The 14,245-nt window shown below is 39.1% G+C and carries 11 protein-coding genes; 5 read left to right on the top strand and 6 right to left on the bottom strand.

From position 1 onward, the window contains the following. Positions 1-298 precede the first annotated feature (298 nt). The 3 genes from topA (at position 299) to H4J59_RS03515 (ending at position 4,851) form a co-directional block, all read left to right on the top strand. Positions 299-2,992 carry a type I DNA topoisomerase gene (topA, locus tag H4J59_RS03525; protein WP_182236860.1) on the top strand — a complete coding sequence of 898 codons (2,694 nt, stop codon included), beginning with the start codon at positions 299-301 and terminating at the stop codon, positions 2,990-2,992. A 388-nt stretch (positions 2,993-3,380) separates the two neighbouring features. Further along, positions 3,381-4,313, top strand: a complete 933-nt coding sequence (gene ylqF / locus H4J59_RS03520) for a ribosome biogenesis GTPase YlqF (protein WP_182236858.1) — start codon at positions 3,381-3,383, stop codon at positions 4,311-4,313. A 106-nt stretch (positions 4,314-4,419) separates the two neighbouring features. Further along, positions 4,420-4,851, top strand: a complete 432-nt coding sequence (locus H4J59_RS03515) for an HIT domain-containing protein (protein WP_182236856.1) — start codon at positions 4,420-4,422, stop codon at positions 4,849-4,851. Positions 4,852-5,010: 159 nt separating this feature from the next. On the opposite strand, the gene megL is transcribed toward H4J59_RS03515, so the two are convergent. Next, positions 5,011-6,222, bottom strand: coding sequence for a methionine gamma-lyase (megL, locus tag H4J59_RS03510; RefSeq protein WP_182236854.1), 1,212 nt, complete (start codon positions 6,220-6,222; stop codon positions 5,011-5,013). A 319-nt stretch (positions 6,223-6,541) separates the two neighbouring features. On the opposite strand from megL, the gene H4J59_RS03505 reads away from it, so the two are divergent. Continuing rightward, positions 6,542-8,107: a sigma 54-interacting transcriptional regulator gene (locus H4J59_RS03505; protein WP_182236852.1), complete on the top strand. Its 1,566-nt coding sequence runs from the start codon at positions 6,542-6,544 to the stop codon at positions 8,105-8,107. 37 nt (positions 8,108-8,144) lie between these two features. Here H4J59_RS03505 and H4J59_RS03500 read toward each other — a convergent pair whose 3' ends face one another. The 4 genes from H4J59_RS03500 to H4J59_RS03485 all read right to left on the bottom strand — a co-directional run bounded on the left by H4J59_RS03500 (position 8,145) and on the right by H4J59_RS03485 (position 11,324). Then, complete coding sequence (locus H4J59_RS03500) at positions 8,145-8,933, bottom strand: response regulator (protein WP_182236850.1); 789 nt, start codon at positions 8,931-8,933, stop codon at positions 8,145-8,147. A 30-nt stretch (positions 8,934-8,963) separates the two neighbouring features. Then, the gene (locus H4J59_RS03495) at positions 8,964-9,362 is read right to left on the bottom strand and encodes a translation initiation factor (protein WP_182236848.1); all 399 of its coding nucleotides are present in this window, start codon (positions 9,360-9,362) and stop codon (positions 8,964-8,966) included. Between the two features lie 286 nt (positions 9,363-9,648). Continuing rightward, complete coding sequence (locus H4J59_RS03490) at positions 9,649-10,575, bottom strand: electron transfer flavoprotein subunit alpha/FixB family protein (protein ID WP_182236846.1); 927 nt, start codon at positions 10,573-10,575, stop codon at positions 9,649-9,651. Continuing rightward, positions 10,572-11,324 (bottom strand): electron transfer flavoprotein subunit beta/FixA family protein, encoded by a 753-nt coding sequence (locus H4J59_RS03485; protein ID WP_182236844.1) that lies wholly within the window; start codon positions 11,322-11,324, stop codon positions 10,572-10,574. Before H4J59_RS03485 ends, H4J59_RS03490 begins: the two co-directional genes overlap by 4 nt. Before the next feature lie 290 nt (positions 11,325-11,614). Here H4J59_RS03485 and H4J59_RS03480 point away from each other — a divergent pair, with 290 nt between their 5' ends. After that, a complete protein-coding gene (locus H4J59_RS03480; protein WP_182236842.1) occupies positions 11,615-13,264 on the top strand; it encodes an electron transfer flavoprotein-ubiquinone oxidoreductase in 1,650 nt (549 codons plus the stop codon). 183 nt (positions 13,265-13,447) lie between these two features. Here the strand turns inward: H4J59_RS03480 and H4J59_RS03475 are convergent, their stop codons facing one another. Further along, positions 13,448-14,221, bottom strand: a complete 774-nt coding sequence (locus H4J59_RS03475) for a DUF2884 family protein (RefSeq protein ID WP_182236840.1) — start codon at positions 14,219-14,221, stop codon at positions 13,448-13,450. Positions 14,222-14,245: the final 24 nt, after the last annotated feature.

The raw sequence follows: 14,245 nt of genomic DNA, 5'->3' as shown, positions 1-14,245 counted from the left end.
GTTATTTCGCTTTCAGCCCTTAAATTTTGCTAAAAAGTCGATTATGATGGCGCCGAAAAGTTCGCGTCATTATAGCTAAAAGTTGTAAAAAGGCATATATATAAAATTTTTTGCTTGTCAGCTCGCTAATTTACAGATATATCTAATAGTAATTTCAGTCTCAAATTTAATTTTACGTTTCAGTTTTATTTACGAAGGCAATTTTTTCTTAATGTTTAGCTCGCGCAATATTAAGTCATTCAATGCAAAAAACTGTGGCGCAACTGACATCGTCAGCTTAGTAGGAATATAAAATAATATGGCAAAATCTCTGGTAATTGTGGAATCGCCAGCCAAAGCGAAAACAATTAACAAGTACCTTGGTAAAGATTTTATTGTTAAATCTAGTGTGGGTCACGTTCGTGATCTGCCGCATAGTAGCACGGGTAAAAAAGTAGCGGCAAAATCTCCTGCTGAAGTAAGAAAAATGGCGCCTGCGGCGAAAGCTAAATATAAAGCTAAACGTGATAAACTCGCATTAGTTAATCGTATGGGCATTGATCCTGATAACGATTGGGCAGCGAATTATCAAATACTGGAAGGCAAAGAAAAAGTTGTTGCTGAATTAATCAAACTTGCCAGTACCGCTGATACCATCTATCTCGCAACCGATTTGGATAGAGAGGGTGAGGCAATTGCATGGCACTTAAAAGAAATTATTGGTGGCGATGACGCCAAATTTAAGCGCGTAGTTTTCAACGAAATTACTGAAAACGCTATTCAACAAGCGTTTTCTGCACCAGGCGAATTAAGCATGCCTGGGGTTAATGCTCAACAAGCGCGACGTTTTCTCGATCGTGTGGTTGGCTTTATGGTCAGCCCATTATTGTGGAAAAAAGTAGCTCGAGGTTTATCAGCTGGGCGTGTGCAATCGGTTGCCGTTAAACTTGTGGTGGAAAAAGAGCGTGAAATTAAAGCTTTTGATCCAAAAGAATATTGGGAAGTCAGTGCCGATACGCAAACCTCTTCAGGTAGCGATTTTGCGCTAGATGTTACTCACGACCATGGTAAAGCTTTTAAGCCAACCAACGAAGCCGATACGAACAAAGCGTTAACCGTTTTAAAATCATCGGCTTATACAGTAAGTAAACGTGAAGACAAACCGTCAAAAAGTACGCCGTCAGCACCGTTTATTACCTCGACGTTGCAACAGGCCGCTAGTACTAAATTAGGCTTTGGTGTTAAACGTACCATGGGGCTTGCGCAACGCTTGTACGAAGCGGGTCATATTACATATATGCGTACCGACTCGACCAACTTAAGTAAAGATGCGGTTGAAACCTGTCGAGGTTATATTACTGATAATTTTGGTGAAAATTATTTACCAGAAAATGCGAAAGTTTATACCAGTAAAGGTAATGCTCAAGAAGCGCATGAGGCTATTCGTCCATCAAACGTTAAGCTTGAAGCGGCCTTTATCACTGATGTTGATGCAGACGCGAAAAAGTTATACGAATTAATTTGGCGCCAATTTGTGGCTTGTCAAATGACGGCAGCACGTTACACGGTAAGTACCATTACCGTTGATGCTTCTGGCTTTGATTTAAAAGCGAAAGGGCGTGTAATGCAATTTGACGGTTGGACACGTGTTCACCCACAACTATCAAAAGGTGATGACACCCATTTACCTGATTTAGCCGTAGGTGAAGTATTAACACTTCAACAGTTAAATCCATCGCAAAACTTTACTAAGCCACCAGCGCGTTTTGGTGAAGCATCGTTAGTTAAAGAGTTAGAAAAACGTTCAATTGGTCGTCCTTCGACTTATGCGTCAATTATTTCTACCATTCAAGATCGCGGCTATGTGCGCTTAGATAAAAAACGCTTTTATGCGGAGAAAATGGGTGAAATTGTTACCGATAGCTTATCGGGTAGCTTTAAAAAATTAATGAATTATGACTTCACTGCCAATATGGAGCAGGAGTTAGATGAAGTTGCTGAAGGTAAAAGTAACTGGAAAGATGTATTAAACGGCTTCTATAAAAGCTTTACCGAGCAGCTAGAACTTGCCGACACGCCTTCTGAGGAAGGTGGTATGCGTAATAACGAGCCAATTGTAACCGACATTGATTGCCCAACCTGTGGTCGTAAAATGGGAATTAGAACTGGCTCAACGGGTGTGTTCTTAGGCTGTTCTGGCTATGCATTACCACCGAAAGAACGTTGTACTACTACCATGAACTTAACGCCTGGTGAAGAAGCGGTTAGTGTCTTAGCTGAAGATCAAGAAACCGAAGCGTTACGTGCTATGCACCGTTGTGAGAAATGTGGCACGGCGATGGACAGTTACCTGATTGACGAAACACGCAAATTGCATGTTTGTGGTAATAATCCAGTATGTGACGGCCTAGAATTAGAAACAGGTGAGTTTAAACTTAAAGGTTACGACGGACCTATTTTAGAATGTGACCGCTGTAATGCTGAAATGGAGTTAAAATCGGGCCGCTTTGGTAAGTATTTTGATTGTACTAACAGCGAGTGTAAAAACACCCGTAAGTTATTAGCCAGTGGCGAAGCCGCGCCACCCAAAGAAGACCCAGTACAATTACCTGAATTAGCATGTGAAAAGTCTGATGCACACTTTGTATTACGTGATGGCGCAGCCGGTATCTTTTTAGCGGCTAATACCTTCCCAAAATCACGGGAAACACGAGCACCTAAAGTGGCTGAGCTAGCGCGTTTTCGCGATAGAATTTCAGAAAAATTCTATTATCTAGCCGATGCACCAGCGCAAGATCCAGAAGGCAACTTAGCGGTTGTTCGTTATAGTCGAAAAACTAAGTCACAATATGTTATGACTGAAGTTGAAGGTAAAGCAACGGGTTGGAATGCTAAGTATATTGATGATAAGTGGGTTGAAGAACTCGCTAAGAAAAAAGTCGTAAAAGCGAAAGCAAAAACTAAAGCCAAGCCTAAAGCTAAAGCCAAGCCAGAGGCGAAAAAAACAGCCTAAATAGATGACGGCTCTACTTTAAAATGCTGAAACGGTATCTTGAAGTAGAATCGTGGCAGTAATGTGACAAAAAAAAGCGCTCTAAGAGCGCTTTTTTTATGTTCACGACAAACGCTCAGTTTGAGCTTATAACAATTTTTTACAGACAAAACTAAGTGCCAAAATATCTGTTGGCAATGTCGTGTTGAGATGGCGGTTCATCGCCATCTCGGTAATCGCTCCCGCATTACTTTAATGACTTGCATCCCGATAAAAAATAGCTGCACGGCATTAGTACATTCATGTGTGTTGATGTGAAAAAACAGCGATGTCAAAAACAATGTCGAGTTTCAACAGCTTTTCATTATTATCAGTGATAAAATCTGTTTTATTTTATCAAAGATTTATTATGGCGATTAATTGGTTCCCGGGGCATATGCATAAAGCCCAAAGAGAAATTAAAGAAATTTTACCGCAAATTGATGTGGTGATTGAAGTTTGTGATGCGCGTTTACCTTTTAGTAGCGAAAATCCCATGATCACTGAGATTCGTGGTGATAAACCATTAATTAAAATTTTAAATAAATCAGACTTAGCTGACCCAAAAGTCACCGAGTTATGGCTGAACCATCTAGAGTCTCAGCATAACGTAAAAGCGATTGCATTAACCACAGAGTCGCCATCAGTTGCTAAGACTATTCCAACCTTAATTCGAAAATTAGCCGCTAATAAAGATGAAGCCGGTAAGCAAATCAATGCCGTTATCATGGGGATCCCTAATGTCGGGAAATCTACCTTGATTAACACCTTAGTCGGTAAAGCTAAGGCTAAAGTTGGTAATGAACCTGCGGTAACAAAAGGTCAACAAAGAATACGTTTAGATGAAGGTTTATATTTATATGACACCCCAGGTATGCTTTGGCCGAAAATAGTCAATGAAAATAGTGGTTATCGTTTAGCAATTACTAGTGCAGTGAAAGATACCGCATTCGACCATGAAGAAATTGCTTGTTTTGCTGCTGAATATTTATTGGCTGCTTACCCTGAGCGTTTAAAAGAGCGTTATGGCATTGAAGAGCTGCCAGCACAAGAAGTTGAGTTAATTGAAGCGATTGGCAAACGTCGTGGTTGCGTTAAAAGCGGCGGACACATTGACTTTCACAAAGCATCTGAAATATTAATTAATGAAATTCGCGATAAAACCTTAGGCGGTATATCCTTTGAAACGCCAGAAATGGTGATGGCAGAGGTGGTGCATTTTGATAAGCTTGAAGCAGACAAAGTTGCTGCTAGAGAAGCCAAAAAACTCGCCAGAGGCCGAGGTCGCCGTAATAAACGTTAGTATTAACTAAGTTTACCACTAAACTTAGCATTGAAAATTTAGTTATAAGTCTAATTAGTATGTTTAATCAGTAAGTTGAGTTATAAGATTAAGATAAGGTAGCAATATGAGTGAGCAATTTAAATTACATCCACAATTAGTCAATGACTGTTTTGTTATGGCGGATTTTCCACTTTCTCGTTTATTACTGTGTAATGACAGTGCTTACCCTTGGTTCATTTTAGTGCCAAAAGTCGATGGTATTCAGGATATATATCAACTGGATTGGCAACAACAGCAACAGCTATTAAATGAATCAAGCATGCTAAGTGAAGTGCTTATGCAGGAATTTAAAGGTGACAAAATGAATGTGGCAGCCTTAGGCAATGTAGTGTCACAATTGCATTTACACCACATAGTGCGTTATGAAAATGACGCCTGTTGGCCAAAGCCTATTTGGGGGCAGCAAGCGCTAACACCCTATACAGATAGCGAGCTAGACGTTATCAAAAGTCGCATAATACCTAAGTTATCAGCCATATTGTTATCTGATAACTAAGTTTTAATATAGCTTAGCTTTAATATAACTAAGTTTTAAGATAACTAAGCCTTAATACTCAGTGTGTTAAGGCTTCTTGTATTTACCGGCTACATTTTAAGAGACAAACCAGTATTTGAAGTACAGCGGGCATAGTCGCGTAAGCTTAACTAAGCTAACTTATGCATGTATTTTCGTAACAGACGATTGCTTCATCATGGCAAGCGACTGGCTTAAATCTGCAATTAAATCATCAACATTTTCAAGACCAACTGATATTCTAATTAAACTATCGCTGATGCCGGCGGCTAAACGCTCTTCTTGAGTATAAGGTGAATGTGTCATCGACGCAGGATGTTGAATAAGAGACTCTGCATCCCCCAAACTAACGGCAATTGAAAATAACTGCATACGGTTAATAAAATCACTACCACCGGCTAAATCACTATCAATTTCAAAAGCAATAACACCGCCAGCTGCTTTCATTTGCGAGCCGATAAATTTATGTCCTGGGTGGCTTTTTAGACCTGGATAATAAACGTGACTGACTTGCTCATTACTTTCTAAAAATGTTGCTATTTTTTCAGCGTTACTGCAATGGCGTTCCATACGAATAGGTAAGGTTTTAAGGCCTCGCATGATCAACCATGCATCATGTGGACTCATGGTTGCGCCAATATCTTTGAGTACCGTCATTTTTATCATCATGATCATTTCACTGGTACCACAAATAATACCAGCAACCACGTCACCATGACCGTTTAAATATTTTGTTGCGCTATGCACCACTATATCGATGCCATACTTTCTAGGTTGCTGTAACACGGGCGTTAAAAAGGTGTTATCGACGATAGAAATAATATTGTTTTTTTGCGCTATTTCACCAATCATAGCTAAGTCGTATACCGCTAAGTTTGGATTTACCGGTGTTTCTAAAAAGATGACTTTTGTATTGGGTTTTATGGCCGCTTCAATTTCTGCAGGGTTGGCCATATCAACAAAGCTAACTTCAATGCCCCATCGGGTAAGTTGATGATTCATTAACGCAAATGAACAACCATAAACCGCTTTTGATGAAATTAAATGATCGCCACAAGATAAATTACTCAATAAAGCGCCAGACACCGCTCCCATGCCAGTGGCCGTAGCAGCCGCGTCTTCCATGCCTTCCATTGCGGCTACTCGCATTTCTAATTGTCGAGTTGTTGGGTTGCCTAAGCGACTATATATGTAGCCTTCAGCTTCGCCTGCAAACCTATCAGCGCCTTGTTGTGCATTGTCGAAGATAAAAGTAGAGGTTTGATAAAGTGGCGTAGCTAATGAACCAAATTGTTCGTCATTAATACGGCCTGAATGAATCGCTTGAGTTTCAATATGTTTACTTTCTGACATGGGATACCTTTATCTATGGGAGAATTATTATTGTTAGCTGTAAGTCAGTCACTTATTAATAGTTATATAGCAATTATACTGCCATCTTTTTATTTTATTATTTATCAGTAACTTATGTTTTTCTCATTAGATTTAACAAGCAGCTTGTAATATTATTATTACAAGCTGCTTGTGGCTAATAAAGATAGTGAGTTAAAATATGGAAGAAAGCTTTGTTAGCTATAGCTTTGCTTGAATTTTGTCTGTTGTAATAAATTAATTACAGTGTAATATTATTATTACAACACTAAGAATAGTATGGTATTGATGAGGAGTTTATGTGCGAATAGAAATAAAATCTGAAGACCGAATAGGTATTAGCCAAGAAATATTGGCAACTTTTACTGGTTTGGCGTTAGATATTCAAGCAATGGAAGTAAGCTCACAATTTATATTTGTGCATTTGGCCAAAAGCGCGATTAGTTTTAATAAAGTAAAACAAGCATTAATGAGCGTTGCCGGGGTTGATCACTGTCGGGCAGTAGATTTATTACCCTCAGAAAGTCGAGAACGGCATTTAAGGGCATTAGTGAATCGTTTACCTGATGCTATTATCGACATTGATGAAAACGCTTGTGTGATGGCGTTAAATCAAGCGAGTGAAAAGCTATTGGTGAATCATCAACGCCACAAAGGTGTTTCGCCATTACTCGGTGAGCAACTCAAAGGAGCTAAAGTTAATCGCTTACTTGATATAGAAATAATTTTGCCTTTATTGGATAAAATTAGCTCGCAAAATGTCGATATTGCCGGACAAAGTTACCTGGCAGAAATTAGTCCGATTAGTGAACAAGAAAACAGCTCTGGTGCCGTTATATCCTTAAAGTCAATCACCAGTTTAGGTCGACAAATTTCGATACTGCAAACGAGAGATGCTCAAGGACTGGACAATATTATTGGTCAATCTGCTAGCATTCAATTACTTAAAGAGCAAACAGCCCGTTTTGCTGAATTGGAATTGCCGGTATTAATTAATGGTGAAACAGGCACGGGTAAAGAGCTCATTGCCAGGGCTTTACATAATGCGAGTAAACGTCAACAAGCGCCATTTTTAGCGGTAAATTGTGCTACGTTACCTGAACATTTACTTGAAAGTGAGCTGTTTGGCTACGCAAACGGTGCTTTTACGGGCGCGCAAAAGGGCGGCAAACCGGGTTTACTTGAGTTGGCAGAAGGTGGCACTTTATTCTTAGATGAAATTGCTGAAATGTCACCTTATTTACAAGCTAAATTATTAAGGTTTTTACAAGACTTTAAATTTCGTCGCCTCGGTGGCACGAAAGAATTACAGGCCAACGTTAGAGTACTGAGTGCGACTCATCAAGATTTATTAGCTATGATAAATCAGCACAAGTTTAGGGAGGATTTGTTTTATCGCTTAAATGTGCTGAATTTGAATTCGCCACCATTACGTGAACGTGTGGAAGATATTGCCTTAATAGCGCGCCATTTTGTGGTGTTAGCGGCAATACAAATGAACTTGCAGCAACCGAAAGTTGATGAAAGCGCCATACAATTACTCTCATCGTATCCTTGGCCCGGCAATATTCGAGAATTACAAAATGTGCTTTTTAGGGCGGTAGCACTGAATGAATATGGTGATATCTCTGCACAAAATATCAGTGTCGCGTTAGCGCAATTTAAACGAACTGAAGTCACTGGTGTGGTTGAATTTAAAGTGGAAAACGAGCTGGAGGATTGGGCAAGTGCGCAAGCAAAATTTGAACAGCAGCTTATTAGCGCTTTATATCCTTATTATCCGACAACGCGCAAATTGGCAGAGCGATTAAAGGTATCACATAACAAAATTGCCATGAAATTACGCCAGTTTGGTATTAATAATTAAATAACTAATACCTATGGGTAACCGTTGTGAAGATGATTTAATCTTCTAATATTTTATAAAGAATTTGTTTAACGTTTTTAGGCTCAAATGGTTTATCACACATAGCTGTAACGCCCTCAGTGAGAATATTTGCTAACTGGGTTTGACTACTCTCACTCGTTACCATGAGTATGGGGATATGTGATTGTTGGCTCTCATTACGAATATATCGGGTTAGCTCTTGACCATTGACCTCTGGCATATTGTAGTCAGTAACGACGAGGTCAAACATATTTTCTTTTAACAAGGCAATGGCTTCATTGCCATCAACCGCTTCGGTTATTTTCAGTAAACCCAAGTTGTTCAATACGCGTTTAATATGATTTCTGGCTAGGCGACTATCATCAACGAGCAAAACGCGCACTTGATGAACATCAAAGTAGTCAAGTTCTAGCTCATCGGTTGATAATAAATCAATGGTCGTGTTTATTGCTGTTGCTAAGTGATCAGAAGTAAAAGGTTTTGGTAGTAAAGCAATAACACCCGACTGCTTAAACTCTTCTAATTTTTTAAGGCGACTCTCACTGGTAACCAGCATAAAAGGTGTTTCAGCAATAGCAGGGTTACTTCTTATTTTAGACAGTAGTTCTATCGCATTACCGTCATCAAAATACATCGCGCTGGTAATCAAGTCACGTGGATATTTTTCGGCACTGGCATAAGCTTCAGCAATGTTTTTAGCTTCTGATACTTGGGTAATACCTAGCTGTTTTAATTCTTTAATTATAATTTTTCTTTGTAAATCAGAAGGCTCAACAACCAGTAAAGCTAATTCATTTGGATTCATAATATTACTCTATAGTTTTTAATTGATTATTTAGCCACCAATGAATTTGACCTTAAAGCCATTTTTTTCCAGCACTAATTTTATCTCTTCGCGCTTATCACCTTGAACTTCTATCACTTCACCCACTACGCTGCCACCAGTACCACAGATTTTCTTAATTTTTTTGGCAAGTTCTTTTAAGGCTTTATTATCTAAGCCTAAACCGGTAATGGTGATAACACCTTTTCCTTTTCTGCCTTTAGTTTCTCGACGTACTTTTGCAAAACCGTCTGACGGCGTAACTGTCGTATTTTTAGCCGGTGATATTCTTCCATCAGCCGTTGAATAGACCAAAGCTTGATGGTTACTATTTTGCTTAGACGGTGTATCGTCGATGCTTTTACCAAAAGCACTAGCTAAGTCACTTAGGCTAGAAAATTTTTCTGTCATAGTTGTACTAACCTCACTAATCTTTGATCATTTATACTGGTTAAAACAAGCCAATACTAGCTTGTTTATTTAATCATTATCGCTTTATGAATGCCGACTATTAGATAATGCAGTAGCCTATCCTATGGTCCTAAACAAGTCGTTATTAAATAAATGCTTTGTATTTGGCGATGTTACCTGCATATAAAGTAGAGCAGATAATTAATGAAACGGGCCCTACTGCTAAAATTTAGATAAAATAAAACCACTGCTCGAGTGGTTTTATTATACAGAGAATAAAGTGAGCTTAAAGCTTACTTTCTAATTCAGGTAAAGCGTCAAATAAATCAGCCACTAAACCGTAATCAGCTACTTGGAATATTGGCGCTTCGGCATCTTTATTAATCGCAACAATGACTTTAGAGTCTTTCATACCAGCTAAATGCTGAATAGCGCCTGAAATACCTACGGCGATATATAAGTCAGGAGCAACAATTTTACCTGTTTGACCCACTTGCATATCGTTTGATACAAAGCCAGCATCAACCGCGGCACGAGAAGCGCCAATGGCCGCGCCTAACTTATCAGCTATACCATCAAGTAATTTGAAGTTGTCGCCGTTTTGCATACCACGACCACCAGAGATGATCACACTTGCCGCACCCAGTTCAGGTCTTTCTGAAACCGAAAGTTGTTCACTTACGTAGCTAGAAATTCCGGCATCAGTGACCTTATCTAGAGCAACAATTTCAGCATTACCATCGGTTGCAACGGCGTCAAAACCGGTAGAGCGAACAGTAATTACTTTTTTGTTATCTAAACTTTGTACAGTGGCAATGGCATTACCCGCGTATATAGGACGGACAAAGGTGTCACTACTTTCTACGGCAATAATATCTGAAATTTGCGTAACATCTAATAACGCAGCAACACGTGGCATAAAGTTTTTGCCCGTTGTGAGTGCTGTCGCTATGATGTGGCTATAATCTGCGGCAAGTTCAGTCACTAATAACGAAACATTTTCAGCCAGTTGGTGTTCATAGGCAGCGTTATCAGCTACTAACACTTTTGAAACACCATTAACTTTGCTTGCTGCTTCAGCAACGGCTTGACAGTTGTGACCGGTAACTAAAAGATGAATGTCTCCACCAATAGCTTGCGCTGCAGCAACAGTTTTTAGTGTGTCGGCTTTTAATTCGCTATTATCGTGCTCGGCAAATACTAAAATGCTCATGAGATCACCTTCGCTTCATTTTTTAATTTTTCTACTAATTCATCAATGCTTTCAACAATAATACCGGCTTTGCGTTCAGCAGGCGGTGTAACTTTAATTAAATTAGTCCGTGCGGTTAAATCAATACCAAAATCAGCTGCCGCTTTTACCACTAGTGGCTTACGTTTGGCCTTCATTATATTCGGTAATGAGGCATAACGAGGTTCATTTAAGCGTAAGTCAGTGGTGACAATCGCAGGTAGAGTTAAGGCTATAGTTTGTAAGCCGCTATCAACTTCACGAGTGACATTAACTTTATCGCCATCAATGCTAACAGCCGAGGCGAATGTGCCTTGTGCCATACCGGTAAGTGCCGCCAACATTTGGCCTGTCTGGTTGTTGTCGCTGTCAATTGACTGCTTACCAAGAATAACCAGTTGTGGCTGCTCTTCTTCCACTATTTTTTGTAATAGTTTAGCAACGTTGATTGAATCTAAGCTTTCATCTGTCTCAATTTGAATAGCACGGTCAGCACCTAAGGCTAGGGCTGTACGTAACTGTTCCTGGCAAGATTTATTACCAATAGATACTGCGATAACTTCAGTCGCTATGCCCGCTTCTTTTAAACGAACGGCTTCTTCAACAGCAATTTCACAAAAAGGGTTAATTGCCATTTTTACATTAGCAAGATCGACATTTGAATTGTCTGCTTTAACACGTACTTTTACGTTATAGTCAATAACGCGTTTGATGGGTACTAATACTTTCATCGTTGCCTCTGATTATGTTGTTTGTAGGTAATCTTGGTTAAACTAAAATTAATTCAACTTAACGCTATAATTATGGACTGAAAGACTACTTGCAGATGACGTTTACGTCAACGTCTTCTGTCGATATGGCCAGTCAAATCGTGCTTAAATAAATATTATCGTTAATTAATGCAATACAAGATAGTATTTAACACGAATATATCTATAATGTTTGATATTATCAAACAGGTGTTTGAAAATCAAACGTGTGTTTGAATATTTCATATAATAATTAAATGATGGGAGATGTTATGGAACGCGAATCAATGGAGTTTGATGTTGTAATTGTTGGAGCGGGTCCTGCAGGCCTGTCGACTGCTTGTCAACTAATGAAACTGGCACAAGAAAAAGAACAAGAACTTATGGTCTGCGTGGTTGAAAAGGGCTCTGAAGTGGGCGCTCATATTCTTTCTGGTGCAGTTTTTGAACCACGAGCATTAAATGAATTATTTCCTGATTGGAAAGAAAAGGGTGCGCCTTTAAATACTACTGTTACTGGCGATGATATTTATTTATTTAATAGTGAAAAGAGTGCGATAAAATTACCTAGCTTTAGTGTCCCTAAAACTATGCACAATGACGGTAATTACATTGTTAGTATGGGTAATGTTTGTCGTTGGTTAGCCGAACAGGCTGAAGAGTTGGGCGTAGAAATTTTCCCAGGCTTCCCTGCTCATAGCATCATTTATAATGACGATGGCAGTGTTGGTGGTGTTACTACCGGTGATATGGGGTTAGATACAGAAGGTAAGCCTAAAGATTCGTTTATGCCGGGTATGGAGCTAAAAGCAAAATACACGGTTTTTGCTGAAGGCTGTCGTGGTCATTTAGGCAAAGAACTTATCGCTAAATTTGGCTTAGATGCTGATAAATCACCACAACATTACGGTTTAGGTTTTAAAGAGATTTGGGATATTGCCCCTGAAAAGCATCAAGAAGGTTTAGTGGTGCATTCTGCTGGTTGGCCGCTTGAGAAAGACACTACCGGTGGCGGTTATTTATATCATGCGGAAAATAACCAAGTTTTTGTTGGCTTAATTGTTGATTTAAGTTATAGCAATCCGCATTTAAGTCCGTTTGATGAGTTTCAACGTTACAAGCATCATCCTAAAATTGCCCAATACCTTGAAGGTGGCAAACGTGTATCATATGGCGCAAGAGCAATGGCTAAGGGTGGCTTTAATTCACTACCTAAAATGACCATGCCAGGTGCTGTATTAGTAGGTTGTGACGCGGGTACCATTAACTTTGCTAAAATCAAAGGTAACCATACCGCGATGAAATCTGGCATGTTGGCGGCTGAGTCTATTTTTGATGCCTTATTAGCTGGTGATGAAGGTGGCAAAGATTTAACCAGTTTTACAGAGAAGTATCAAAACTCTTGGTTATATGATGAATTATATAAGACACGTAATTTTGGACCAGCTATGCACAAGTTCGGTACATTTTTAGGTGGCGCTTATAACACAGTCGACCAAAACTTCTTTGGTGGTAAGCTACCGTTTAATTTTAAAGATGACAGCTTAGATCACGAACAACTAAAACTAGCCGCAGATGTGCCGGTGATTAATTATCCCAAACCTGATAATAAATTGAGTTTTGATAAACTGTCATCAGTATTTTTATCAAATACTAATCATGCAGAAGAGCAGCCATGCCACTTGAAGTTAGCGGATAGCAGTATTCCTATTGGTGTTAACTTAGTCAAATATGGTGAGCCAGCGCGACTTTATTGTCCTGCAGGGGTATATGAAGTTGAAAGTACAACAGATGGCGATAAATTTGTTATTAACTCGCAAAACTGTGTGCACTGTAAAACTTGTGATATAAAAGATCCGAGCCAAAATATTACTTGGGTAACACCAGAAGGCACTGGCGGCCCTAATTATCCTAATATGTAGTAATGCAAAACGGATTATTAGCCACTTGTTCAGATTGATGTGATTGCGTATATCGCTATTTTTGAACAAAAAAACCTGCAATTGCAGGTTTTTTTATGTTTATAAAATGGTTTTTTACAATTATAAAACTTACTTTAGCGCTTTTTTCAATGGCGTAGCAAGGAGCGTTGTAAATGCAGTTGCTTAATGAGTTACTATCAAATTGAATTCTGCTAAGGCTGGTATTTCTAATTGTAGCTTGTTTTCTATCTGATCAAGTTTTAGTAGGCTTGCGCAAATAATTGCCGCTTTATTTTCTAACGTATTGGCTTGGTTACTTATATCGATTTTTATATCATTACCCATGGATTCAATGCGTTGGTCAAAAGTTTCAATACGTTGTTCGGTACTTTGTTTTTCTTTATGGGTGATGGCTTCACCCACCGCGACTAAAATGTTACCGACAGAGTTGGTCACAATAGTTTCGATTTCTTTTTTAAATTCACCAGCAAAAATCTCATCAAAATCATCGAAATCTTGTGGCGCAATATAGTAGCTTTCATCACTATGGTTAAAGCGATTACGTAGTCGCGATTTCATCTCATCAAACTTTTCTTGGAACTGTTGATGTGTAGCACTGTTTTCGCCAGTTAAGCTGCTGATCACTTTATTGACCGCTTTTAGTCCGAGCTCAACACCTTCTATGGCGATTGAAACTATCGCAGGCACTTGTGATCTAATGCCGCTGGTATACTCGCTCAATTGACTTTTTTGTGCCTTATTAAGCGCAATTTCACGGCCATAGACAAAAAGCTGATGTTGGCCATTTATTTGTACATAAGTTTGCCCCTGATTGACAATACGCAGGTGAGCAGGATCGATAATAACACCATAATTAAAATTAATATCGCATTGTTGGGCGTTTGCTGCGCTCATATACAAACAGGTAACTAGTAAGCTGCGGGCTATAAAGGCCATAGCAAAACTCCATATTATATCGGA

The organism is Colwellia sp. MB02u-10 (assembly GCF_014077185.1).
Lineage (GTDB): Bacteria > Pseudomonadota > Gammaproteobacteria > Enterobacterales > Alteromonadaceae > Cognaticolwellia.
This window is presented reverse-complemented; position numbering and strand designations above follow the sequence as displayed.